At 64.0% G+C, this 23916-nt stretch carries 21 protein-coding genes; 14 read left to right on the top strand and 7 right to left on the bottom strand.

Annotated features, from left to right (window positions below; genetic code table 11):
• The first annotated feature begins 76 nt into the window (after positions 1-76).
• On the top strand, positions 77-2467 hold the full coding sequence (locus HX814_RS29850) for a TonB-dependent receptor (RefSeq protein WP_177009912.1): 2391 nt from the start codon (positions 77-79) through the stop codon (positions 2465-2467).
• Here the strand turns inward: HX814_RS29850 and HX814_RS29855 are convergent.
• Genes HX814_RS29855 through HX814_RS29865 form a run of 3 tightly spaced genes read right to left on the bottom strand, consistent with a single transcriptional unit; the run spans position 2437 to position 6961 of the window.
• Complete coding sequence (locus HX814_RS29855; RefSeq protein ID WP_102605828.1) at positions 2437-3390, bottom strand: sulfonate ABC transporter substrate-binding protein; 954 nt, start codon at positions 3388-3390, stop codon at positions 2437-2439. The two genes, HX814_RS29850 and HX814_RS29855, sit on opposite strands and share 31 nt — an antisense overlap.
• Positions 3387-4718: an LLM class flavin-dependent oxidoreductase gene (locus HX814_RS29860; protein WP_177009913.1), complete on the bottom strand. Its 1332-nt coding sequence runs from the start codon at positions 4716-4718 to the stop codon at positions 3387-3389. The genes HX814_RS29855 and HX814_RS29860 overlap by 4 nt, the downstream gene beginning before the upstream one ends.
• Positions 4719-4720: 2 nt before the next feature.
• Positions 4721-6961: a TonB-dependent receptor gene (locus HX814_RS29865; protein WP_177009914.1), complete on the bottom strand. Its 2241-nt coding sequence runs from the start codon at positions 6959-6961 to the stop codon at positions 4721-4723.
• 205 nt (positions 6962-7166) lie between these two features.
• Between HX814_RS29865 and HX814_RS29870 the strand changes: the two genes are divergently transcribed.
• The 12 genes from HX814_RS29870 (at position 7167) to gspD (ending at position 18642) form a co-directional block, all read left to right on the top strand.
• Complete coding sequence (locus HX814_RS29870) at positions 7167-8207, top strand: LacI family DNA-binding transcriptional regulator (protein ID WP_003209906.1); 1041 nt, start codon at positions 7167-7169, stop codon at positions 8205-8207.
• A 627-nt stretch (positions 8208-8834) separates the two neighbouring features.
• Positions 8835-10529, top strand: a complete 1695-nt coding sequence (gene gspE, locus HX814_RS29875) for a type II secretion system ATPase GspE (RefSeq protein ID WP_003209908.1) — start codon at positions 8835-8837, stop codon at positions 10527-10529.
• Complete coding sequence (gene gspF, locus HX814_RS29880) at positions 10526-11728, top strand: type II secretion system inner membrane protein GspF (protein ID WP_102605832.1); 1203 nt, start codon at positions 10526-10528, stop codon at positions 11726-11728. Before gspE ends, gspF begins: the two co-directional genes overlap by 4 nt.
• A 20-nt stretch (positions 11729-11748) precedes the next feature.
• Positions 11749-12174, top strand: a complete 426-nt coding sequence (gene gspG, locus HX814_RS29885) for a type II secretion system major pseudopilin GspG (RefSeq protein WP_177009915.1) — start codon at positions 11749-11751, stop codon at positions 12172-12174.
• Positions 12174-12605 carry a type II secretion system protein gene (locus tag HX814_RS29890; protein ID WP_003209913.1) on the top strand — a complete coding sequence of 144 codons (432 nt, stop codon included), beginning with the start codon at positions 12174-12176 and terminating at the stop codon, positions 12603-12605. Before gspG ends, HX814_RS29890 begins: the two co-directional genes overlap by 1 nt.
• A complete protein-coding gene (locus HX814_RS29895; RefSeq protein ID WP_008437204.1) occupies positions 12602-12970 on the top strand; it encodes a type II secretion system protein in 369 nt (122 codons plus the stop codon). Before HX814_RS29890 ends, HX814_RS29895 begins: the two co-directional genes overlap by 4 nt.
• On the top strand, positions 12967-13584 hold the full coding sequence (locus HX814_RS29900; RefSeq protein ID WP_003209916.1) for a prepilin-type N-terminal cleavage/methylation domain-containing protein: 618 nt from the start codon (positions 12967-12969) through the stop codon (positions 13582-13584). Before HX814_RS29895 ends, HX814_RS29900 begins: the two co-directional genes overlap by 4 nt.
• Positions 13581-14303: a general secretion pathway protein GspK gene (locus HX814_RS29905; protein WP_177009916.1), complete on the top strand. Its 723-nt coding sequence runs from the start codon at positions 13581-13583 to the stop codon at positions 14301-14303. Before HX814_RS29900 ends, HX814_RS29905 begins: the two co-directional genes overlap by 4 nt.
• Complete coding sequence (locus tag HX814_RS29910) at positions 14300-15340, top strand: PilN domain-containing protein (RefSeq protein WP_032899604.1); 1041 nt, start codon at positions 14300-14302, stop codon at positions 15338-15340. Before HX814_RS29905 ends, HX814_RS29910 begins: the two co-directional genes overlap by 4 nt.
• Positions 15315-15926, top strand: coding sequence for a type II secretion system protein GspM (gspM, locus tag HX814_RS29915; RefSeq protein ID WP_177009917.1), 612 nt, complete (start codon positions 15315-15317; stop codon positions 15924-15926). The genes HX814_RS29910 and gspM overlap by 26 nt, the downstream gene beginning before the upstream one ends.
• Positions 15923-16447 (top strand): general secretion pathway protein GspN, encoded by a 525-nt coding sequence (locus HX814_RS29920; protein ID WP_177009918.1) that lies wholly within the window; start codon positions 15923-15925, stop codon positions 16445-16447. The genes gspM and HX814_RS29920 overlap by 4 nt, the downstream gene beginning before the upstream one ends.
• On the top strand, positions 16444-18642 hold the full coding sequence (gene gspD, locus HX814_RS29925; protein WP_177009919.1) for a type II secretion system secretin GspD: 2199 nt from the start codon (positions 16444-16446) through the stop codon (positions 18640-18642). Before HX814_RS29920 ends, gspD begins: the two co-directional genes overlap by 4 nt.
• A gap of 8 nt (positions 18643-18650) precedes the next feature.
• Here gspD and HX814_RS29930 read toward each other — a convergent pair whose 3' ends face one another.
• The 4 genes from HX814_RS29930 to HX814_RS29945 form a co-directional block, all read right to left on the bottom strand.
• Positions 18651-19313 carry an RraA family protein gene (locus tag HX814_RS29930; protein ID WP_177009920.1) on the bottom strand — a complete coding sequence of 221 codons (663 nt, stop codon included), beginning with the start codon at positions 19311-19313 and terminating at the stop codon, positions 18651-18653.
• A 26-nt stretch (positions 19314-19339) separates the two neighbouring features.
• Entirely contained in the window at positions 19340-20677 is a 1338-nt protein-coding gene (locus HX814_RS29935) for an MFS transporter (protein WP_023658999.1), read from the bottom strand.
• A 103-nt stretch (positions 20678-20780) separates the two neighbouring features.
• Positions 20781-22004 carry a pyridoxal phosphate-dependent aminotransferase gene (locus tag HX814_RS29940; RefSeq protein ID WP_177009921.1) on the bottom strand — a complete coding sequence of 408 codons (1224 nt, stop codon included), beginning with the start codon at positions 22002-22004 and terminating at the stop codon, positions 20781-20783.
• A complete protein-coding gene (locus HX814_RS29945) occupies positions 22001-22657 on the bottom strand; it encodes an RraA family protein (RefSeq protein WP_177009922.1) in 657 nt (218 codons plus the stop codon). Before HX814_RS29945 ends, HX814_RS29940 begins: the two co-directional genes overlap by 4 nt.
• A 104-nt stretch (positions 22658-22761) precedes the next feature.
• Between HX814_RS29945 and HX814_RS29950 the strand changes: the two genes are divergently transcribed.
• Positions 22762-23646, top strand: coding sequence for a LysR family transcriptional regulator (locus tag HX814_RS29950; RefSeq protein WP_102368637.1), 885 nt, complete (start codon positions 22762-22764; stop codon positions 23644-23646).
• Positions 23647-23916 lie beyond the last annotated feature (270 nt).

The following is a 23916-nucleotide window of genomic DNA, read 5'->3' on the forward strand; positions in this document are numbered from 1 at the left end:
AGTGGCTGAAGCCTGTCCCTTTTTTTCACGTGACTGGTCATTCCAGGTAAGTGAACAAAATCGAGAGCTTCTTCCAATGCCCGCAATACGCCCGTTGCTGAACCTCAGCCTCATGCTGAGCCTGAGTGCCAGCCCGTTGTTCGTTCCCATCAGCTATGCCGAAGACGGTGCGTCCCGGCGCAGCTACCAGGTGCCGGCCGGCAGCCTGAGCGCCGCGCTGACCCGTTTCGCCGGGCTGGCCGGGGTCAACCTCTCGGTGGACCCGGCGCTGGTCAGCGGCCGCAACAGCAGCGGGTTGTCCGGCGAATACGGCGTCGAAGAAGGTTTCGCGCGCCTGCTCCAGGGCTCCGGCCTGCAACTGCAGCCCATGGGCGAGCAGGCCTATAGGCTGACCCCGGTTCCCGAAGGCGGCAGCCTGCAACTGGCGCCCACCTCGATTCTCGGCACCACCGGCGATGCCGACAGCGAGTCTTTCGCCGGTGGCCAGGTGGCGCGCCGTGGCTCCCAGGGCCTGCTGGGCTCGAAGGACTTCATGGATACTCCGTTCAGCATGACCACCTACACCAGCGCGGCGGTCAAGAACCAACAGGCGCGTACCCTTGGCGACCTGATTGCCAGCGACCCCTCGGTGCGCGCCACCAACCCGGCCGGCGGGCGCTATGAGCAATTCACCATTCGCGGCTTCAGCCTGTTCAACAGTGATGTCGCCTACAACGGCCTCTATGGCGTATTGCCGACCTACACCATCGACATGGAAATGGCCGAGCGCGTCGACATCATCAAAGGCCCCAGCCAGTTGATCAACGGCATCTCGCCACGGGGCAGCGTGGGCGGCGGGATCAACGTGGTGCCCAAGCGTGCCACCGACACACCCATCACCTCGCTCACCGGCAGTTGGGCCTCCGACAGCCAGGCGGGCGGAGCCGTGGATATCGGCCGGCGTTTTGGTGAAGACAACCAGTTCGGCCTGCGTTTCAACGGCGTGAAACAGTCCGGCGACACCGCCTGGGATCACCAGAGTGTCGACCGCGAAATGGCCGTGCTGGGCCTGGATTTTCGCGGTGAACGCCTGCGACTCTCCACCGACATCGGTCGTACCGAGCGCGACACCGACGCCCCCCAGGAACGTGTGCAAGTCGGGCCCAACGCCAGGGTGCCGAGTGCCAACGACGTACGCCACAACTACGCGCAGCCCTGGAGCAAGGCAAGCACCAACGACACCTTCGGCACGGTCAACGGCGAGTTTGATCTCAGCGACAACGTAATGCTCTACGGCGGCGTCGGTGCGCGCAAAAGCAACCATGACTTCCTGCGCCATGCAGTGTCGGTGGCCAACAACGCCGGTGATTTCAGCGTGCAGCCCCGCGACTTCACCCGCGATGAAAACGTGCGCACCGCCACGGCGGGCGTGCGCAACTGGTTCCATACCGGCCCGGTGAGCCATGAGGTCAACCTGGCGGCCAGCTACTTCTACATGGACTTCGAAAACGGCGGCGCGCGATATGCGCAGGGTTCAAGCAATATCTACAACCCTGTGGAAACCCCGGCGCCTGGCCGGCCAACGCGATTTGACTCGAAGGTCTACACCGAAAACCGTTTCAGCGGTGTGGCGTTGTCCGACACCCTGGGTTTTTTCGACGACCGGTTGCTGCTGACCCTCGGTGCGCGCTGGCAGCGGGTCAAGGTCGACGACTGGACCGATGACGTCAAAGGCGACACCGCCTACGACGAGGAAAAAATTTCACCGTCCGGCGGCATCCTGTTCAAGGCCACCGACAAGCTCTCGTTGTACGCCAACTACATGGAAGGCCTGAGCCAGGGCAAGGTCGCGCCGTCGGCGTCGGTCAACGATGACGAAATCTTCCCACCGTTCATCAGCCGTCAGGTCGAAGTCGGCGCCAAGTACGACGCCGGTGCGTTCGCGGTGACGGCCGCTGTATTCAGGATCAAGCAGCCGGCCTACGAGACCAACGCCACCACGCTGGTCTTCGGCCCCAATGGCAAGCGCCAGAACGATGGTGTGGAACTCAGCGTGTTCGGCGAGCCGCTCAAGGGTTTCCGCCTGCTGGGCGGGGTGATGTACATCGACAGCGAACTGACCCACACCACCAACGGCACCTACGACGGCAACCGCGCGCCGGCCACGCCCAAGTACAACGTCAACCTGGGCGCGGAGTGGGACGTGCCGACTGTTGAAGGCCTGACCCTGACCAGCCGCGGGATCTATTCCAGCTCGCAGTACCTGGACCAGTCCAACGTCAAGGAAATCGACGCCTGGACGCGGCTTGATGTCGGCGCACGCTACGCCTTCAAGGTCGACGACAAGCACATCACCCTGCGGGCCAATGTCGAGAACGTGGCCAACCGGCGCTACTGGAGTTCGGCCGGTGCCTCGGATGACAGCGAGCCGGGGTTGACCTTGTCGACGCCGCGCACTTACTTGCTGTCGGCCACCGTCGACTTCTGAGGAGCCTGCCATATAGCCTTCTGTACATCGATGGGCTTGGGCAGCAGGCGGTTCTGGTAAAACAGGTCCGCCGTCTCTTGCTGCGCCCCAATGATGTGCTTATCAATCGGCAGGATCGGCGATGGCGGCCGGTTGTCGACGTAACGTGCAATCACCCCGGCCGGCAAACCCATGAAACGGGTCAGCACCTGCAGGCTGTCTTCGCGCTGGCTGCGGGTCAGGGCTTCGGCGGCGCTCAGTTCATCGAGCAGGGCGTGGATGAACGGACCATTGGCCTCGGCGTATGCACGGCGCGCGGTATAGATCGGCCCAGACAGGTTCAAGCCTTCGCCGTTGGCCAGGACGCGGCTCGGGCTTTGGCTCAGGGCGAGTGACGAGTAGGGCTCCCAGATTGCCCAGGCGTCGACACTGCCTTGCTCGAAGGCGGCGCGGGCATCGGCCGGTGGCAGGTAAACCGGCTGGATATCCTTGTAGCTCAGGCCGGCTTTGTTCAAGGCCCGCAGGATCAGGTTGTGGGAGCTGGAGCCTTTCTGGAAGGCGACTTTCTTGCCCTTGAGGTCGGCGATGCCGTGCAGTGGGCTGTCGGCCTGCACCAGGATGGTTTCTGCCGTCGGCTTGGGCGGTTCAGCGCCGATGTAGACGAGGTCGGCGCCCGCCGCCTGGGCGAACAATGGCGGGATATCACCGGTGGACGCCACGTCCAGCGCGCCCACGTTCAAGGCTTCGAGCATCTGCGGGCCAGCGGGGAATTCGATCCATTGCACCTTGGTCTGGTCGAAGCGTTTTTCCAGCAGGCCATGTTCCTTGGCGAGTACCAGGGCGATCGAGCCTTTCTGGTAGCCGATCCTCAGGGTGGCCGGCTCGGCGGCCATTGCGGTTTGAGTCAGGGCAAACAGCGCAAACAACAGTGCAGGAATTCTCATGCCGGTTTCTCCGCAAAGCGATTGGCCGGTCGCGCCAATCCAAGGTTTTCACGCAGGGTGGTGCCGGCGTATTCGGTGCGGAACAGGCCACGCCGTTGCAGTTCCGGCACCACCCATTGGGCGAAATCTTCCAGCCCGCCCGGCAGGTGCGGCACCAGCACATTGACGCCATCGGCGGCGCCATTCTCGAACCAGTGCTGCAGTTCATCGGCGATCTGCGCGGGTGTGCCGATCAGGCTGTAGTGCCCGCGGCCACCGGCGATGCGCCGGCCCAGTTGCGCCAGGCTCAGCTGTTCGCGGCCCGCCAGTTCGGTCAGCAGTTGCTGGCGACTGCGCTGGCCGCTGTCGGTCAATGGCAGGTCCGGCAGCGGGCCGTCCAGCGGGTAGCCGGACAAGTCGAAGTTACCCAGCATGCGCCCCAGTAACGCGACGCCAACCTGCGGTTCGACCAACTGCTGGAAGGCCTCGAATTTGTCCCGGGCTTCAGTTTCTGTCTGCCCGACCACCACAAACACCCCCGGCATGATCTTCAGCGCATCCGGTTCCCGCCCATATCGAGCCAGGCGCCCCTTGAGGTCGGCATAGAACGCCTGGGCATTGGCCAATGATGTCTGGGCGGTGAACACCACTTCGGCAGTTTGTGCCGCCAATTCGCGGCCTGCCTCGGACGAACCCGCCTGGACAATCACCGGCTGGCCCTGGGGCGAGCGCGCCACGTTCAGCGGGCCCTTCACACGAAAGTGTTCGCCGACATGCCCGAGTACATGTAGTTTCGCCGGGTCGTAGTAACTGCCACTCGCCTTGTCGCGCACAAAGGCATCGTCTTCCCAGCTGTCCCACAGCCCCGTCACCACCTGGTGAAACTCCCGGGCACGGCTGTAGCGTTCGCCGTGGCCGAGGTGCTCGTCGCGGCCAAAATTCTGTGCTTCGGCGGCGTTGTCCGAGGTCACCAGGTTCCAGCCGGCGCGCCCGCCGGACAGATGATCCAGTGAGGCGAACTTGCGCGCCACATGGTACGGCTCGTTGTAGCTGGTGGTGGCCGTGGCGATCAGGCCGATGTGTTCGGTCACCACGCTCAATGCCGACAGCAGCGTCAGTGGCTCGAAGTGATCCGAGCGCGCCATGCGGCTGGAAATTTCGCCGGTGGCGGCGGCAATGCTGTCGGCCACGAACAGCGCGTCGAATTTCGCCGCTTCGGCAATTTGCGCCAGGCGTTTGTAGTGGGCGAAATCCAGCCCGGCATTGGCCGGCACATCGGGATGGCGCCATGCGGCGACGTGGTGCCCGGTGGCCATCAGGAAAGCGCCGAGTTTCAGTTCACGGGGCATGCTCAAAAATCCTTGCGCAGTTGCACGCCGAAGTAACGTTCATCGTCACGGGGTACGGCGCGGTAGATGTAGCTGCCGCCACTGGCCAGCAGCGGTGAATAGGACTTGTCGGTGAGGTTCTTCGCCAGCAGGGCCACGCGCCAGCCGTTGCTGTAGTCGGCCAGGGCGACGCTGGCGTTCCAGATGCCGTAGGCGCCTTGCTTGGTGTCGACGTTCTGGCTGATGTCGTACTGCACTTCGCTCTGCCAGCTGTAGTCGGTACCCAGTTCGATATCCAGGCCGTTATCCAGTGGGATGCTGTAGTCGGCGCGCACGTAGCTTTTCCAGTCCGGGCTGAAGGGCAGCGGCTTGCCGTTGACGTTGCAGGACGCCGCCGCGCCAGGCGGGCAGGCGAACTCATCGATGCGGGCCCGGGTGTAGGCCAGCGCGCCGGAGAGCTTCAGTTGTTGAGTGGCCTGCAACGCGTAGTCGAGTTCGACGCCTTCGGTGCTGACGCTGCCGGCGTTGATCAAGCGCGTCACCACTTGCCCGGCGACGGTGTCGAAGAAGTTCGCCTGGTAGTTGTCGTAGTCGCTGTGGAAGATCGCCAGGTTGGTGGTCAGGCGATTGTTCCAGCTGGTGGCCTTGATCCCGACTTCCCAGGTGTTGGAGGTTTCCGGTTTCAGCGCGTCGGTGTCCCGTGGCTGCATGTTGAAGAACACGTTGTAGGCCGGGCCCTTGTAGCCGCGCGAGTAGGTCAGGTAGCTGGTGACGGTGTCGCTCAGGTCGTATTGCACCCCCAGCCGGCCGGACCAGCCGTCTTCGTCCACCGAGCCGGAACTGCTGGTGGCCGGTTGAATGCCGCTGACAGTGGTGGCCGAGGTGGAGACACGGCGGTGATCGTATTCCAGGTCGTCGTGGGTGTAGCGCAGGCCGGCGATGCCACGAAAGGCCGAGGTGAAATTCAGCGTGGTCTCGCCGAACACCGCGTAGCTGTCGCTGGTGGTGCCGTAGTCGGCGATGCCGCGGTCGGTGCGCGTGGTGGTGGTCAGGGTGCGCTGGTAGGTTTCCTGATCCTTGCCGTGCATGTAGAACAGGCCGCCGACGTATTCGAGGAATTCGCCTTTGGGCGAGGCCAGGCGCAGCTCCTGGGAGTATTGGTCGAACGCCAGTTGGCCTTTGTCGGCGGTGCCGGGGAAAGCGGCGGTCACGGTGCCCAGGCGGTCGCCGTCCTGGTACTGGGTGTTGTCCCAGCCGCGCCAGGCAGTGATCGAGGTCAGGGTGTAGTCGCCGAGGTTCCAGTCCAGTTGGGCAGACAGGCCTTTGTTGGTGTCCTCCACGTGGCTGCGGGTGTCGGTGTTGATGTCGCGGTTGTCGCTGGTCCCGCGCACCGGGTTCAGCGCGTTGGCGAACGCCGGGGTCAGGGATTTGCTCACCACGCCATTTGGCGCATCGTCGTGGGACTGCATGTAGTCGGCAATCAGGGTCAGTTTCACGTCGTCGTTGGGGGTGAACTCCAGTTTGCCGCGCACGCCCTGATGGTTGTAGCCGTTCACTTCCTGGCCGTTGTGCTTGTTGTCGACGTTACCGTCGTAGCTGCCGAATAGCCCGCTGATGGAGCCCTTCAGCGTGCCGGGAATCAGGCTGCCGCCCAGGCCGAAGCGGGTGCGGCTTTCATTGCCGCTGAAGTAGGACTGGTCGATATAGCCGTGGGTCTCGGCCGTCGGCGCCTTGCTGGTGATATTCAGCACGCCGGCCGAGGCGTTCTTGCCGAACAGTGTGCCCTGGGGCCCGCGCAGCACTTCGACACGATCCAGGTCGAGCAGGTCCAGGGTAGCCTGGCCGGGGCGGGCGTACACCACGCCGTCAATCACCGTCGCCACCGTGGGTTCAACCCCGGGCGAGGTGGATATCGTGCCCACTCCGCGTACGAACAACGAGGTGTCCTTGTTCGACGCGCCGGTACGGAAATTCAGCGAGGGTACCTGCTGGACGATGCTCGCCACGCCGTTGCGATTGTCACGCTCCAGTTGTTCGCCATCGAGCACCGAAACCGCCACCGGGACTTTTTGCAGCGACTCTTCGCGGCGGGTGGCGGTTACTGTGACCGGCTTGAGGGTGGGTTCCTGGTCGTCGGCGGCGAATGCAGCGGGAACGGGCAGGGCGGCGAGCCCCGCCAGTAGCCAACCCAGGTGGGCGCAGCGCCCGGTGGCGGCGCGTATGGATTGCGAAAGTTTTTGAGGTTGCCCCGAATGTGTGTGCATGCTCTGACCGCTCGAAAAATGCCCTGAACCGCTGCCGTTCTGCGACGACAGCGCCGTTGAATCCGTCTTGGGCATTCGCTCGAGCGAGTAGCAGACAAAACGCTTTGGTAGCGCTAACATCGGCATTATTGGTAGGTGCGATATAGAGCGTCAAATACTAAAAAATTAGTTTTATATTCTTTTAGGTTTTTAACAGGATCGTCCCTTGAGCGAAGACAAACCCCGGAAACGCCGTGGTGCCGGCCGCGTCACCTTGAATACCGTGGCGCGCCAGGCCGGTGTGTCAGCGATTACCGTGTCGCGCTATTTCAACCAGCCGGAACAGGTCTCGCCCGAACGCCGCGAACGCATCGCGGCGGTGGTTGCCGAATTGGGCTATGTGCCGAACCTGGTGGCGGGTGGGCTGGCGTCGGCGCGGGGCAGGATCGTCGCGATGGTGATTCCAAACATCTCCGGGCCGATCTTCGCCAATACCATCCAGGGCTTCAGCGATACCCTCAGCCGCCACGGCTACCAATTGCTGCTGGCGTCCAGTTACTTCAGCGCCGAGCAGGAAGAAAATGCAGTGCGCGCGTTTCTCGGCTGGTCCCCGGCGGCATTGGTGCTCACCAGCCGCTTCCATAGCGCGGGCACCGAGAAGATGATCGCCGAGGCGGATATCCCGGTGGTTGAAACCTGGGATTACCAACCCGAGCGGGAGCCGTTGCAGATTGGCTTCTCGCATTACGAGGTGGGCGTGACGGCTGCGCGCTACCTGCATGGCAAGGGTTATCGGCGCATCGCGTTCGTACAGAACAGCGCGCCGGGGGACTTCAGTGCACTGGAACGCCGGGATGGCTACAGCGCGACCCTGATTGAGCTGGGCATGCAGCCGTGGGTGTTCGCCCCGGACGCCGATCGCGCACCGTTTGAGGCGGGCAAGCAAGCGATGCACGTGTTGATGAGCGCCGCCACGCCGCCCGACGCAATCATCTTCGCCAATGACAACCTCGCCGCCGGTGGCTTGCTGGCGGGGCAACGGGCAGGGCTGAGAATCCCCGAGGAGTGTGCGGTGCTCGGCTTTGGTGATTACCCGTTTGCCGAAATGCTCTTGCCCAGTCTCAGCACCATCAAGCCGCCCGCCCTGGAGATCGGTGTGCTGGCGGCAACGCGGGTACTGGAAAGCCTGGGCGTGTTGCCGGTTGAGGATGAGGTGCAGCGCTTGAACCTGCTGGAGTGCCGCTTGATCGAGCGCGAGAGCGCCTGAGTCCAGTTGCGGCTCATGGCCATGTTGCGTTGACTCTCGGTATTTTCTGATAACGGATTATTCAAGGTCAGGCGCTGAAACATGCGTTTGATTGCGTGCGCTAGTCTCTTTTTTATCAGTGGGTAGTTCTTCTTCGGTGACAAGTTTTAGCGATGGCTAATTGCAACTAGTGCGGTGGGTTTCGCGATTTAAAAAGTGCAATGACTTGGTGGGTTGTTCTTTTGAGTAGTGTCCATGTGATATTGCAAGGTGGCCTATTGAACTGATCATTGATTGCCATTAGGTGCCGGGATAGACCCAGATCTTGCGTGAGGCTGGCGATATTTTCTTGCGCTGATGAACTAAGTTTAAACATGTCAGTCGATGCTTTAAACATCATGTGTACGGTCATGGCTAACTAATGGCGCCTGTTGGTAGTTCTAAAAGGCCATAACTTAAGTGGGCTGTAATACAAAATGTTTTGGTGTAGGGTCCGTACCTTGTCGTGACAGCGCTTGCGCTAAAAACCTCCAACTTAGTGTGGATGCCCTTGTTCCGGCGCGTGCCACGGAACAGGTTTTTAAATAGCCCCTCAGACTTGTGCAGATGCCCCAGCCGATACCGTCAATGCCCATCGACGCATGCCGAATGCAGATTCCGGATGCCGAACAAGTGTGCGCGTGGCTGATGCGAAAAGCCGGTCTGAAAACCGTCGACCTGGAACGTGCTCGACGGTTATCCCAGGAATCCGACGACCCCGAACTGCTCGGCCTGCTGACGCGCCTGGGGCTGGTTTCCGAAGTGGAACTGGCGCGGGCCTGGGCCGATTTGCTCGGCGCGCCGTTGCTGCTGGCCGATGCAGCACCGCCCGTGCTCGACCCGCTGCCGGCGCTGACCGAACGCTTCATGCGCCATTACCAGGTGGTGCCGGTAGGCTGGAGCCACGGTGGTGTGCGGGTGTTGGCGGCCAACCCGGCGCTGCTGTATCCGTTCCAGGCCCTGGCCTACGCGTGCGGCGTGCCGGTGTGGCTGGCGGTCGGGCCGCGCAACGAAGTCGAAACCCTGATCGAGCGTTACTACGGCCAGGGCCGTTCCGCCATGGGCACCCTGATCGAAAACCTCGATGAACAGGGCGGCGCCCTGGAAGACATCGAACACCTCAAGGACATGGCCTCCGAAGCCCCGGTGATTCGCCTGGTCAACCTGATCCTGCAACGGGCCGTGGAGCACCGCGCCTCGGACATCCATATCGAACCCTTCGAAAACCAGCTCAAGGTGCGCTACCGCATCGACGGTGTGCTGCATGAAGCGGAAGCGCCGCCGGCGAGTTCCTCGGCGGCGGTGATTTCCCGGGTCAAGATCATGGCGCGCCTCGACATCGCCGAGCGCCGCCTGCCGCAGGACGGCCGGATCATGTTGCGCATCCAGGGCAAGGAGCTGGATTTGCGGGTATCCACGGTGCCCACCAGTTTTGGCGAGTCGGTGGTGATGCGCCTGCTGGACCGCCAGACCGTGCAGTTCGATTTCCAGAGCCTGGGCTTTGATGGCCAGCGCCTGGAAACCTTTCTTGAAGTGCTCGAGCGGCCCCACGGCATCCTGCTGGTCACCGGGCCCACCGGCTCGGGTAAAACCACCACGCTCTATACCGCGCTTTCGCGGCTCAATACCGCCGAGCGCAAGATCATCACCGTCGAAGATCCGGTGGAATACCAACTGGAAGGCATCAACCAGATCCAGGTCAAGCCGGCCATTGGGCTGGATTTCGCCGGGGCGCTGCGCTCCATCGTGCGCCAGGACCCGGACGTGATCATGATCGGTGAAATCCGCGACCTCGAAACCTGCCGCATCGCCATCCAGTCCTCCCTGACCGGCCACCTGGTGCTCTCGACCCTGCACACCAACAGTGCCGCAGCAAGTATCACGCGCCTGCTGGACATGGGGGTGGAGAGCTACCTGATCGCCTCGACCGTCAATGGCATCCTCGCGCAGCGCCTGGTGCGCCGCCTCGACCCGGCGACCCGTGAGGCGTTCGAAGCACCGCCGGAGTTGATCGAGGAACACGGCCTCGACCGCTTCACGGAGCAGCGCCCGATCCTGCTTTACCGGCCTCGCGCCAACGCCGCCGGCGGCGGTTACCACGGCCGCAGTGCAATCACCGAATTGCTGGTGATGAATGACGAACTGCGCAGCTTGTTGATGCGCCAGGCCGACGCCGCGACCCTCGAACAGGCCGCCCGCCGTGGTGGCTTGCGCACCCTGCATGAAGAAGGCCTGCGCCAGGCGGTGGCCGGTGTCACGTCCCTTGAAGAAGTGTTGCGCGTCACCCGTGGAGAGGGCGCGTGAGCCTGTTCAAATACCGCGCCCTGGACAGCCAGGGCGTCGCGCAGAACGGCACCCTCGAAGCGAAGGACCAGGCCGCCGCCGTCGCTGCGCTGCACAAGCGTGGCCTGCTGCTGTTGCACATCGATGCCGCCGGTGCCCAAGGGCTGCGCAATGCCTTCGGGCGCGGCCAGTTGAATGGCGCGGCGCTGGTCAGTTTTACCCAGCAACTGGCCACCCTGCTGGGCGCGGGCCAACCGCTGGAGCGCTCGCTGGGCATCCTGCTCAAGCAGCCCGGCCAGCCGCAGACCCGGGCGCTGATCGAGCGTATCCGCGAGCACGTCAAGGCCGGCAAGCCATTGTCGGCAGCGCTGGAAGAGGAGGGCAGCCAGTTTTCGCCGCTGTACCTGAGCATGGTGCGTGCCGGTGAGGCGGGCGGTGCGCTGGAGAACACCCTGCGCCAACTCAGTGACTACCTGGAACGCAGCCAGTTATTGAGAGGCGAGGTGATCAACGCGCTGATCTATCCCGCCTTCCTGGTGGTGGGCGTGCTCGGTTCCCTGGCGCTGTTGCTGGCTTACGTGGTGCCGCAGTTTGTGCCGATCTTCAAGGATCTGGGCGTGCCGATTCCGTTGATCACCGAAGTGATCCTGGGCCTTGGCCAGTTCCTCGGCGCCTATGGCCTGGCGGTTTTTGCCGGGTTGATCGTGACGGTCTGGGCCCTGGCGGCACGCCTGCGCAACCCACGACACCGCGAGCAGTACGACCGGCGCGTGCTGGGTATCCGCGTTATCGGCCCGCTGTTGCAGCGGGTCGAAGCCGCACGCCTGGCACGCACCCTCGGCACCTTGCTGAGCAACGGCGTGGCGCTGCTGCAAGCGCTGGTGATCGCGCGCCAGGTCTGCACCAACCGTGCCTTGCAGGCACAAGTGGCCCAGGCCGCCGAGTCGGTGAAAGGCGGCGGCACCCTGGCCAGTGCATTTGGCAGCCAACCGCTGCTGCCGGACCTGGCCCTGCAAATGATTGAAGTCGGCGAACAGGCCGGTGAACTGGACAGCATGCTGCTCAAGGTCGCCGACGTGTTCGACGTCGAAGCCAAGCGCGGCATCGACCGCCTGCTCGCCGCCCTGGTGCCGTCCCTGACGGTGGTCATGGCGGTGCTGGTGGCGGTGATCATGCTCGCGATCATGCTGCCGCTGATGAGCCTCACCAGCAATATATGAAGACCCAAGGAAGCAAGCCGATGCGCCATACCCGTTTCAAACCCGCCCGCCGCCAAGGCGGTTTCACCTTGCTGGAAATGCTCGCGGTGATCGTGTTGCTGGGCATCGTCGCGACCATCGTGGTGCGCCAGGTGGGCGGCAACGTCGACAAGGGCAAATACGGCGCGGGCAAGGCGCAACTGGCCAGCCTGAGCATGAAGATCGAGAGCTACGGCCTGGACGTCGGCTCGCCACCCAAGACCCTCCAGCAATTGGTCGACAAGCCCGGCAACACCGCCGGCTGGGCCGGGCCGTACGCCAAGCCCTCAGACCTCAAGGACCCGTTCGGCCATGCCTTCGGCTATCGCTTCCCCGGTGAACATGGCGCCTTCGACCTGATCTTCTACGGTCAGGACTGCCAGCCCGGCGGCGAAGGCTACAGCGCCGACCTGGGCAACTGGGAATAATGCCGGCCCTCCAACGCGGCTTTACCCTGCTGGAGATGCTGGTGGTGATCGTGTTGATCAGCATCGCGGCCGGGTTGGTGGGATTTGGCCTGCAACAAGGCCTGCGGGTAGCGAAAGAGCGCCAGGTGGTCGGGCAGATGGTGGATGCCCTGCGCAGCACACGGGCACGGGCGATTGTCAGCGGCAGGTCGGCCAAGACCGTCTTCGACTTGGCCCGGCTGAGCTTTCAGGCGCCGGGGCAACCCATCAAGCACTGGCCGGCCGATCTGCAAGTGACCCTGCACACCGCCGAACACGCAGGCGCTGCGGTGGAGTTTTACCCCGACGGCAGCTCTACCGGCGGCAACCTGTTATTGGCCAATGGCACGCGGCGCTGGCGCATCGACGTCGGCTGGCTGACCGGCAGCGTGCAGTCCAGGGCATTGCCATGAAGCGTCAGTCGGGTTTCACCTTGCTGGAAATGCTCGCAGCGCTGACCCTCATGGCGATCTGCAGCACGGTGTTGCTGGTCGCGTTCGGCCAAAGCGCGCGCTCGTTGTTGCAGGTGGCCCACAGCGACCGCCTGACCCATACCGCCTTGAGCGTGATGGATCAGGAGGCGTCGGGGCCCCTGGCCAGTGGCGTGCGCGAGGGCGAGCTGGACGGCATTGCCTGGCAACTGCGCGTCGCCCAGCAGCCCACCCGCATCGGTCAGCCACATTTGTTTCGCCTTGATCTCAGCGTCAGCGAAGGTCCGCGCCGCGCAAATTTCAGTACCTTGAAACTGCGCGCCAGCCGCGACGGGAGCCTCCAGTGAAGCAGCAGCGGGGCTTCACGTTGCTCGAAATCATGATCGTGCTCAGCCTGCTGGGCGTGTTGTTGGCCCTGGTGGGCGGCGCGCTCCTGGGAGCCAACCGTGCAGTACTCAAGGCGCAGCGCTACACCGTCAGCCTGGATGAAAGTCGCGCCGCGCAACAGTTCCTGCGCACGTCCATCAGCGAGGCGCTGCCCCTGGACGTGACCGAGGACGACAGCCAGACCAACGGCTTTTTTGTCGGCGCTCCCCAGCGCCTGCAATACGTCGCGACCTTGCCGGGCGTGCTCGGCGGCGGTATCCAGCGTTTCACCTTGCAGTTGACCGAGCGCGAGTTGCAGGTGGCGTTCGCACGGTTTGAGTCCAATGCCCAAGTGAGCGTGCCGGCCACCCGCAGCGAACCGCAGGTGTTGCTGAAGAACGTCGAGGATCTGCAATTCAGCTATCGCGGCCTGTCGCCCAAGGGCCAGGCCACCGGTTGGATCAGTGACTGGCCGTGGACCAAACGCCTGCCTTATGCGGTACGCATTGCAGCACAAGTCAACGGACCGGTGCCGTGGGTCACCCAAGTGGTTGCCCTGCGGCTGAACCTCTCCAGCGGAGCATCAGGCGAATGAAGCGTCAGCGCGGCGTTGCATTGCTGCTGGTGCTGTGGGTACTGGCGTTGCTCAGCTTGCTGCTGGGCGGCCTGGCCGGTTGGGTACAACTGGAAAGCCGCCAGGCCCTGTGGCATCGCCAGCATACCCAGGCGCTGCTGGCGGCGGAGGCGGGCGTGGCGTTGGCCATGCAGGCCCTGGCCGACCCGCTGCAACGCAAGCAATGGATCGCCGACGGCCGCGAAATGCCCCTGGTATTTGATGACGCACAGCTTCACGTGAGCCTGCACAGCGAGCGCGGCAAGCTGTATTTGAACAGCGCCGAGGCCGCTGACTTTGCCCGCCTGGCCCTGGCGTGCGGTGCCACCCAGGCCCAGGCCAGCCGGCTCGCCAGGGACCTGGAAATGCGGCGCAACGCAGGCCTGGCGCCGTTCCGCGTGGTGGAGGAAGTGCGGCAATTGCCCGGCATGACCCAGGCGCTGTACAGCCGGCTGGCCCCGGAAATCAGTTTGTGGAGCGGCCTGGACCGGCCCGATCCCGCTTTCGCCAGCCCCTTGATGCGCCAGGCGCTGAACCTGCCCCGGCAGAGCGCGGTAGGGGCCGACCCCGGTGACGTGCTGGTGATCGACAGCCGCGCACAACGCCCCGGCGGTTACCACGCACGGTTACGAACCACGGTTTTATTGAGCCCATCGGAGGGAAGCGCACAACCTTATCGGGTGCTGCGTTGGCAAGAATGAATCCATACCTTTCGGCGCCAGTGGCGCGCCTTCAACAGCTGGCCGAACCGCTCACCCGGCGCTGGCGCGGCAGCTTGCTGCAAGTGGGCTGGCGCCTGTGGCTCAAGGAGCTGCGTGGCTGCCTGCCGGCGTGGCTGTCGGTCCGTGACATCCCCGAGCACCGCTACCACTGGCCGTTGACCGGGCCGGTGGCAAAACCTGCCGACGAGGTGCGCCAGGTGCTGGTGCTCGCGCCCTCGGCGGTGTTGCTGCAAACCCTGCAACTGCCCCTGGCGGCCGCGCGCAACCTGTCGACGGTGGTGGGTTATGAGCTGGACCGCTTTACCCCGTTCGAAGCTGAACAGTTGTACTTCGTGGCCCGTCAGGAACGGCGCACCGCCACGCATGTGCAGGTGACCCTGGTGGCCATCCTGCGGGAGCGCCTGGATCAAATCCTGTTGGACTGCGCTGCCCTCGGCTTGCAGCCCCATGCGGTGGATGTAGACGGGCCAATGGGCATCGACCTGCTGCCGGCGCCGTTGCGCCCACGCCAGCGGCCGGCCGGGAAGGGCTTGCAACGCAGCCTGCCCTGGCTGTGCGGCGCCTTGCTGATTGCCGCGATGCTGCTGTGGCTCAACGACCGCCAGCGGGTGCTCGACGTCATGCAGGCGCAGGTGCAACAACAGAAAGCCCAGGTCGCCGAGGTCCAGAGCCTGCGCCAGCAACTGCTCAATACCCGTGGCGCCGCGCAGTACCTGATTCGCCGCAAGTCGGCACAACCGCCGTTGGCGGCGTTGCTCAACGAGCTGACCGCCTGCCTGCCCGCCGATACCTGGATCGACCAGTTGGACGTCAACAACGGCGCCGACGTGTCCTTCTCCGGGCAAAGCGCCAAGGCGAGTGCCCTGATCACTCGGATCAAGGCGTGCCACAGCCTGGAAAACCCCCAGTTCGAAGGGGTGATCCAACCCGATGCGCAAACCGGCAAGGATCAGTTTTCCCTGCGCGCCCATTTGCACCAGGAGGCCGCCGATGCGCCGACCACTGACACCCCGTGAGCGTCGCGGCGCCGCCTCGCTGGTCCTGGCGCTGGTGCTGGGCGGCGGTTACTGGCTGCTGATCGACAGCTGGTTCGCCGGGCCGTTGCGTGCCATGGGCGAGCAGGCCGAACAGCTGCGCGAACAACAGCAACGCTATGCGGGCCTGCTGCACCAGGGCGCCGCCTTGCGTGAGCAATTGGAGCAAGCCCGCCAGGACCCGGCCAGCAGCACCAGCCTGTTGCCGGGGGATGACCCCAGCGCCGTGGCGGCGGACCTGATGCAGCGCATCGCCGACCTGATCAACAGCCGCGCCGGCCTCGGCGGCGGCTGCAGCCTGACCCAGCGCATGCCCATTACTCCGGAGCAGGACGACACCGAGCCCTATCGCCAGGTCAAAGTCAGCCTGACCCTCAACTGCGCCATCGAGCCCCTGACCGCGATCCTGCATGAGCTGGAGTACCAGCGACCGTTCCTGTTCGTGGATGAAATGAGCGTCCGTCGCGGGCCGAATGCCCCCGCCAGCGGCGGTGCCGGAAAGCTGGTGGTGCACCTGTTGGTGCGCGGTTATCTGCAACCGGCAGCCGCCACGCAGGCCCGCCGATGATCAATTCATTGCGCCCCCTCGAGTGGGTGTTGCTCGGTGTGGCCGGGCTGCTGGGCCTGCTGATGGTGGGCATCTTGAGCAGCATCGGCGACGCGCCGCAGTGGCTGGATGAGCCTGCCTCCGCCGTGCGCGCCAATGCTTCGGCGAAGGTTCACGTGGCCCCGAGTGCGACCCTGGAAAGCCTCGCCGGCACCTGGCAGGCGCCGGTGTTCAGCCCCGACCGCAGCCCCGATGCCGCCGTTGGCCAGGCCGAGATTTCCAGCCTGTCGAGCCTGAAGCTGACCGGCGTGCTGCTCGACGGCGACCTGCGCGTCGCGCTGCTCAAGCGTGACGAGGGCCCGCCGCTCAAGGTCCACCAAGGCCAGACTCTGCCCAACGGCTGGCGCCTGGAACACCTGACACCGCTGCACGCCCGTTTTGTGCTGGATGGCCGCACGCAAACCCTGAGCCTCAGCGTTCCGCGTTTGCCGCCGCCGTCCACCACACCACCGATTTCCCTTCCTCACGAGCCCGCCCCTTGATCGATACTTCCCCTAGCGCCTTGCGCACCAGCGTGTTTTGCCTGGCCACCGCCGTCGCCTTGGGCGGCTGTGGGTCATTCCCCGATCACCTCGACCCGGACGATGCCTTGCTTCACGAGGCGATGCAGGGCACCGGTTCGCAACGGCCGCCCGTGGACCCGGCCAGCGAGTCGCCTGCGGCCGACAGCCGCCAACCCCAGGCGCCTACGTCGCCCCAGCGCCAGTTGATTCGCGGTAACCAGCAGTTCGTGCGCCAGCCCGCACCGGCGCCGGCGGTCAAGGATGAAGCCAGCGGCGACATCGTGTTCAACTTCGCCGACCAGCCGATTGAAGCGGTGATCAACAGCGTCATGGGCGACCTGCTGCACGAGAACTACAGCATCGCCCAGGGTGTGAAAGGCAACGTAAGCTTTTCCACCTCAAAGCCGGTGAACAAGAAACAGGCGCTGTCGATCCTCGAGACCCTGCTGTCCTGGACCGACAACGCGATGATCCGCCAGGGCCAGCGCTACGTGATTCTGCCCGCCAACCAGGCGGTGGCGGGCAAGCTGGTGCCGGAAATGAGCGTGTCGCAACCCTCCAGCGGGCTCTCGGCCCGGCTGTTTCCGCTGCGCTATATCTCGGCCACGGAAATGCAGAAACTGCTCAAGCCGTTCGCCCGGGAAAACGCATTCCTGCTGGTGGATCCGGCGCGCAACGTGCTGAGCCTGGCCGGTACGCCGGATGAGTTGGCCAACTATCAGGACACCATCGACACCTTCGATGTCGACTGGCTCAAGGGCATGTCGGTGGGCGTATTCGGTTTGCAACGGGCTTCGGTCGCGGAGTTGATGCCCGAGCTGCAAAAAATGTTTGGCCCCGACAGCGGCATGCCCCTGGCGGGCATGGTGCGCTTCCTGCCCATCGAGCGGACCAATTCGGTGGTGGCGATCTCGTCCCAGCCGCAGTACCTCAGTGAAGTTGGCGACTGGATTCACACCATCGATGAAGGCGGCGGCAACGAGCCGCAGATGTACGTCTACGACGTGCGCAACATGAAGGCCACGGACCTCGCCAAATACCTGCGGCAGATCTACGGCACCGGCGCGATCAAGGACGATGCGCCGGCCAAGGTGGCACCGGGTCTGCGCACGGCGACCTTGTCGTCACTCAACACCAGCGGCGGCACCTCGGGTGGCTTGAACAACAGCAGCAATAGCCCGCCCGTCAGTGACGATGAGGACCAGGCCCCGGCCGCCAGCGAAGACGGTGAAAATGCAGAGCCGGGCGCTGCCAAAAGCCTCGACGCCGGCACCCGGATCACCGCGCAAAAAAGCAGTAACCAGTTGCTGGTACGCACCCGACCGGTGCAGTGGAAGGAGATCGAATCGGCGATCAAGCGCCTCGACAACCCGCCGCTGCAAGTGCAGATCGAGACGCGCATCCTCGAAGTCAAACTCACCGGCGAACTGGACCTAGGGGTGCAATGGTACCTGGGCCGCCTGGCGGGCAACTCCACCAGCACCACGGTAGCCAATACCCCTGGCAGCCAGGGCGCCCTGGGTGGCGGCGGTGCGGGATTGGGCGCGGATTCGCTGTTCTATTCCTTCGTCAGCTCTAACCTGCAAGTGGCCTTGCACGCCCTGGAAACCAACGGCCGCACCCAGGTGCTGTCGGCGCCATCGCTGGTGGTGATGAACAACCAGCCTGCGCAGATCCAGGTGGGTGACAACATCCCCATCAGCCAGACCACGGTCAACACCGGCAACGCCGACAGCACCTTGAACAGCGTCGAATACGTGCAGACCGGGGTGATCCTCGACGTGGTGCCGCGGATCAACCCGGGCGGCCTGGTGTACATGGACATCCAGCAACAGGTCAGCGACGCCGAGAACCAAACCACCAACAGCAGCGACACACCCAACAACCCGCGTATCTCCACGCGCTCGGTGTCGACCCAGGTGGCGGTGCAAAGCGGCCAGACCGTGTTGCTCGGCGGGTTGATCAAGCAGGACAACGCGGAGAGCGTCAGCGCCGTGCCGTACCTGGGGAAAATCCCCGGGCTGCGCTGGTTGTTTGGCAACACCAGCAAGTCCAGGGATCGCACCGAGTTGATCGTGCTGATCACGCCGAGGGTGATCACCAGCAGCGGTCAGGCGCGGCAGGTGACGGATGACTACCGCCAGCAGATGCAGCTGTTGCGACCGGCCAACTGAAGGACCTTTCAGCCCTTGCGTTGCAGGGTGTGATAACCCAGCGCTGCGCGGGCTTCACGCAGGGATTTGCCTTCATCGAGCAGCGCCCGGATACGCGCTTCCACCGCTTCAATCGAGCGTGCACAGGCTGCCACTTCATGGGCGCGCTCGCGCGGCACGATCACCACGCCATTGGCGTCGGCCACCACGATGTCCCGGGCGCACACCCGGGCCTGGCCGATGGACACCGGCTGGTTTACCGCTTCCACTTCAACCCGGTCCTTGCCCGTGCGCATGAACCGGCCCTTGGTGAACAGCGGGTAGCCGTCGCCCAGGGCCTTGCTCACGTCGCGGCACACGCCATCGATCACCGTCGCGGCGATCCGCTGGCTGCCGGCGTACTGGGTCATGATGTCGCCCCACACCGTGCAGTCGGTGCGTCCGTCATTGTCGATCACCACCACATCGCCCTCGGCCACGTCATCGACAAAGTCGCCTACGGTGCCCGGCGGGGTGCTGGCGCTGACGTAGCGTACGGTGAAGGCCGGGCCGACCACCACCTGGCGATAGTTGTCCAGGGGCATGATTCCCAGGCACTGGCCGGGCAAGCCGAGTTTGTCCAGGGCGTCGGACACGCCCGGGGTGTCCAGGCCGGCAAACAGGGCAACCAATTCTTGGTCTTGGGGTGACATGGATAACTCCTCGTGGTGGTGACAAATCAGGTCGGGTGGCTGGAGGCCGGGCGGGGCTCGGCAATGGTCAGCAAAATGATGAAGCTGATGAACGAGCCGATCGCCAGCCAGGCGAACACGTAGTTCCAGCCGTAGTTGTCCAGCAGCAGGCCGGTGATGAAGGGCGTGGCGGCGGCGCCCAACTGGCCGATCATGTTCACGATGGCGTTGGAGATCGGGAAGGTCTTCTTGGTGGTCAGGCCCATCGGGTAGACCATGTAGGACGAGAAGCCGAGGCTCAGCACCACGCCGGTCAGCATCAGCAGCAAGCCGTAGGGCAGGGGCTCGGCCGGTGAATTGATCAGCAGGTACATCATCAACGAGGTGCCGACCGCCGACAGCAACATGCCCGGCTTGCGGCGCCCGCCCATCAGGCGGTCCGAGCAGAAACCGCCCAGCAGGTTGCCCAGCACCGCGCCCACCCAGGGCGCTGCCGAGACCAGGCCCATGTTCATGATCGAGAACTGCTTGACGGTCATCAGGTAGGTGGGAATCCACGCCAGCAGCACGCTGGAGACACCGAGCTGGAAGCAGTAGCTGGTGGCGCACCCCCAGATATTCCATGAGGTGAAAACCTGACGGTTGGTTTCCAGGGGCTTTTCATCGCGGGTGCGGATCACCCGGTCGAGCTTTTTCACCCACGCCGGCGTCTTGTGCACACGGGCGGTCTGGGCGATTGCGGTGTCTTCGACGATGTATTGAAGTTCGGCCTGGTTGACGAAGCGGCTGCGGGACGGATGGTCGGTGACCAGGAAGTACCAGACCACCGCCAGCACGATGCCCGGGATCGCAAAGAAGTAGAAAATTTCGCGCCAGCCCCATACCGAAATGATCACGGCACACAGCGGCGGCACGATCACCGGTCCGAACTTCACGGCCGACAGAAAGATCCCCGACGCGGTGCCTTTTTCCCGTGCCGGAAACCAGTTATTGATGGTGGTGGTCATGCTGATGGGCAGCGGGCCTTCGGCGATACCCAGGCCCAGGCGATAGAGTTTCAGCGCCAGCAGTGAGCTGGCGGTGCCCACCAGCCCGGTCAACAGGGAGGTCAGCACCATGGCCCCCGGCAGGATCCGGCTGACGCCAAAGCGCCCGAAGGCAAAGCCCGACGGCAGTTGTGCCAGGGCGTAAGCCAGCAGGAACAGGCTGACCAGGCCACCGGCCTGGGCGTTGCTCATTGCAAATTCCTGGCGAATGAACGGCAGCGCCACGCCGAGGTTGGCCCGGTCGGCGGCGGCCACGGTGTAGATCAGGAAAATCAGCGCAGCAACCACCCAGCGGTATTGGCTGCGCACAGCGGGTTTTATGACTTCAGGCATAGACATGGGGGCAGACCTTGTTGTTGTGAGTGTTGTCCTGTTCGGCCTTAATCTTAAGAAGGGGCGCACGCCACCATTAGCGATATTTATCTATGTGAACTCATCACTTTTATTCTTCTGCCAGCAAGCTGCTGCAGAAGCCGCGGATTGCCTCGCACGCCTGGCGCAACGACTTGTCATCCAGGGCATAGGCGATGCGGATGTACGGCCCCAGGCCGAAGGCGCTGCCATGCACCACGGCTACATTGGCCTCATCCAGCAGCGCCAGGGCCACGTCTTCATCGCTGCGCAGCAGCCGCCCGCCCGCCGAGGTGCGCCCGATCAGCGCGGCGCATGAGGCGAACGCGTAGAACGCGCCGGCGGGGCTGATGCACGTCAGGCCTGGCGTGTCGTTCAGCAACTGGACCATCAAGTCCCGGCGCGCCTGGAACACCCGGCGGCTGTCGCGGATGAAATCCCTGGGGCCTTCCAGTGCCGCGAGGGCCGCCTGTTGCGAGATCGAACAGGCGCCGGAGGTCTGCTGGCCCTGGAGTTTTTCCATGGCCTCCAGCAGCCAGCGTGGGCCGGTGGCGAAACCGATGCGCCAGCCGGTCATGGCGTAGGCCTTGGACACGCCGTTCATGGTCAATGTACGCGGTGCCAGCCGGGGTTCAACCTGGGCCAGGGTATGGAACACCTGGCCGTCGAAGATCAGGTGCTCGTAGATGTCGTCCGCCAGGATCAGCACCTGCGGGTGGGCCAACAGCACTTCGGCCAGCGCCCGTAGCTCGCCCTCGCTGTACACCGCACCGGTGGGGTTGGACGGTGAGTTGAGGATCAGCCAGCGTGTTTGCAGGGTCATTGCAGCGGCCAGGGCCTCGGGTGTCAGCTTGAAACCGCTGTCGGCATCACAGGTGACGATGCGCGCTTCGCCGCCGCACAGTTGCACCATCTCCGGGTAACTGACCCAGTACGGCGCGGGCACGATCACCTCGTCGCCTTCATTGAGGGTGGCTGCCAGGGCGTTGTAGATCACCTGCTTGCCGCCGTTGCACACGAGGGTGTCCTGCCAGGACACGTCCAGGCCGTTTTCGCGCCGGAACTTCGCCGCCACCGCCTCCCGCAGGGCCCGCGCACCGGCCACCTGGGTGTAGCGGGTATGCCCGGTTTCAATGGCCTGGATCGCGGCTTCGCGGATATGCGCCGGGGTGTCGAAATCCGGTTCGCCGGCGCACAGCGAGATAATCTGCGCGCCTTGCGCCCGGCGTTCGGCGACGCGGTCCATGATGCGATAGGTGGCAGACGGTTGTGCGCTGGCCAGGCGCTGGTTCAGCCGCTGGATATCGGCGCTCATCGGCTGATCGCCTCAAACTGTGCGTCGTGCATCACCTCGACCACCGAGCGCCCGCTGCGCACGGCCTGCACCATGCCGTCCTGGCGGCGGGCAATGCGCTCGCCCAGGTCCAGGACCTTTTCGATCACCGCCTGGGGCACGAACACCGTGCCGCAGGTATCGGCGATCAAGTAGTCGTCCTCGCTGACGCTTACGCCAGCAACGCTGAGGGTCACGCCGGCGTCGAGCTGCACCACGCGGTTGCGCGCGCTGATCATGGTCACGCCGCGTCCGTACACCGGATAGCCGATGGCTTCGCTGCCGTCGATATCGCGGCTGAAACCATCAATCACCGTACCGCGTATGTGTTTGCGCAACGCCGCGTTGGCGATGATGTCGCCCCAGCAGGAAATGCCCTCGATACCGCCGGCAATCACCAGCACCCGGTCGTCTGTCGCGACCTGTTCGATCACCGGGGTGATCAAGTGCACGGTCGGGGCGATGTCGGACTTGGGGCTGAGCAGTACGGTACTGGCGCGGCCAACGATCTTCGGGCAGTTCCACAATGGGCGCAGGCCCACGGTGGCGCCGGGCAGGCCGAGGAAGTCGAGGGCGTCGGACACGGTGTTGGTGTCCAGTGCGGCCAGGCGGTCGAGCAAACGGTCAGGGGTCATGGGCAAGCCTCGGGTGACGGAGGCGGCCAGTGTCAGGCAGTGCCTATGATAGGTATATTACGAAGTACAAAAGCCTTGCATACGCTTAACCTATGGATAAGACCATGATCAACTTTCGCCTGATTCGTCACCTCTGGTTGTTCCTGGCCGTGGCTGAAGAGCAGAACTTTGGCCGTGCGGCCAAGCGCCTCGGCATGTCCCAGCCACCGCTGAGCGAGCAGATCCAGGTGCTGGAGCAGGCGCTCAAGGTCAAGCTGTTCGACCGCTCCCGACGGGGGGCCAAGCTGACTCCGGTGGGCGCGGCGATCCTGCCGGCGGTGCGCAAGTTCGCCGAGCAGCTGGAGCGCCTGGAACTCGCCGTGGAAGAAGCGGTGGCGGGGCAGTCGGGGATGTTGACCATCGGCGCGATTTCCACGGCGATGTTTGATGTGCTGCCGGGGTTGATCGAGCAACTGAAGCTTGATTACCCGCAGCTCACGGTGTCGGTGCGGGAAATCGACAGCGTCGAGGCGTTGCCGGCGCTGGAGGCCGGGGATATCGACCTGGCGTTTGCCCGGCTGGATGGTGACCTTGGGGCTTCGGTGCAGTCATTGCCGCTGACGGAGGACCGGCTGGTGGTGGCGCTGCCGGTGGATCATCCGTTGGCGAGTCGTACGCGGATCAGTTTGTCGAGCCTGGCGAATGAGCCGTTGGTGATGTTTTCGCGCAACGTCAGTCCGGTGTATTTCGACAATTTGATCGCTACCTGTCGTGCCAGTGGGTTTTCGCCTCGGGTGCTGCATGAGGTGCGGTCGGTGGCTTCGCAGATCGCGTTTGTCAGCTATGGGCAGGGCATTGCGTTGGTGCCGGCGTCGTTGAAGAAGCTGGCGCCGGCTAATGTGGTGTTTCGTGGGTTGAGTCAGAAACTCAATGTGGTGACTACGGCTGTCGCGTGGAATACCCAGCGGCCGAATCCGGTGGTGGAGGCGGTGATTGCGCGGTTTCGCTAGGGGTTGGGGTTGAGTACATATCCGTTATTTAGGTAACGGCGGCTTATGGTTCCGCTCTTACAGCGGGTCACTTTTGGCAAACGCCCGGAATGCCGGCCCAGCCAAAAGTAACCAAAAGGTCTTTGCCCCACCACTCGGTGCCTCGCCTAGGCTCGGCATGCCCGCACTCCGGCCATCGTGGTTGACGGGGCCCGCAGGTCAAAATCAGAGCACAGCGGCCTACCGGCCGGCTTGAGTGTTAAAAGCAAAAGCAAAGACCAGAGCGAAAAC

Source organism: Pseudomonas sp. C8002 (assembly GCF_013385765.1).
GTDB lineage: Bacteria > Pseudomonadota > Gammaproteobacteria > Pseudomonadales > Pseudomonadaceae > Aquipseudomonas.

Bases quoted from the DNA above. Each gene is read 5' to 3' on its own strand.
- HX814_RS29850 (WP_177009912.1), top strand. From the start codon at position 77: ATGCCCGCAATACGCCCGTTGCTGAACCTCAGCCTCATGCTGAGCCTG.
- HX814_RS29855 (WP_102605828.1), bottom strand. From the start codon at position 3,390: ATGAGAATTCCTGCACTGTTGTTTGCGCTGTTTGCCCTGACTCAAACC.
- HX814_RS29860 (WP_177009913.1), bottom strand. From the start codon at position 4,718: ATGCCCCGTGAACTGAAACTCGGCGCTTTCCTGATGGCCACCGGGCAC.
- HX814_RS29865 (WP_177009914.1), bottom strand. From the start codon at position 6,961: ATGCACACACATTCGGGGCAACCTCAAAAACTTTCGCAATCCATACGC.
- gspE (WP_003209908.1), top strand. From the start codon at position 8,835: ATGCAGATTCCGGATGCCGAACAAGTGTGCGCGTGGCTGATGCGAAAA.
- gspG (WP_177009915.1), top strand. From the start codon at position 11,749: ATGCGCCATACCCGTTTCAAACCCGCCCGCCGCCAAGGCGGTTTCACC.
- HX814_RS29890 (WP_003209913.1), top strand. From the start codon at position 12,174: ATGCCGGCCCTCCAACGCGGCTTTACCCTGCTGGAGATGCTGGTGGTG.
- HX814_RS29895 (WP_008437204.1), top strand. From the start codon at position 12,602: ATGAAGCGTCAGTCGGGTTTCACCTTGCTGGAAATGCTCGCAGCGCTG.
- HX814_RS29905 (WP_177009916.1), top strand. From the start codon at position 13,581: ATGAAGCGTCAGCGCGGCGTTGCATTGCTGCTGGTGCTGTGGGTACTG.
- HX814_RS29910 (WP_032899604.1), top strand. From the start codon at position 14,300: ATGAATCCATACCTTTCGGCGCCAGTGGCGCGCCTTCAACAGCTGGCC.
- gspM (WP_177009917.1), top strand. From the start codon at position 15,315: ATGCGCCGACCACTGACACCCCGTGAGCGTCGCGGCGCCGCCTCGCTG.
- HX814_RS29920 (WP_177009918.1), top strand. From the start codon at position 15,923: ATGATCAATTCATTGCGCCCCCTCGAGTGGGTGTTGCTCGGTGTGGCC.
- HX814_RS29930 (WP_177009920.1), bottom strand. From the start codon at position 19,313: ATGTCACCCCAAGACCAAGAATTGGTTGCCCTGTTTGCCGGCCTGGAC.
- HX814_RS29935 (WP_023658999.1), bottom strand. From the start codon at position 20,677: ATGTCTATGCCTGAAGTCATAAAACCCGCTGTGCGCAGCCAATACCGC.
- HX814_RS29940 (WP_177009921.1), bottom strand. From the start codon at position 22,004: ATGAGCGCCGATATCCAGCGGCTGAACCAGCGCCTGGCCAGCGCACAA.
- HX814_RS29945 (WP_177009922.1), bottom strand. From the start codon at position 22,657: ATGACCCCTGACCGTTTGCTCGACCGCCTGGCCGCACTGGACACCAAC.
- HX814_RS29950 (WP_102368637.1), top strand. From the start codon at position 22,762: ATGATCAACTTTCGCCTGATTCGTCACCTCTGGTTGTTCCTGGCCGTG.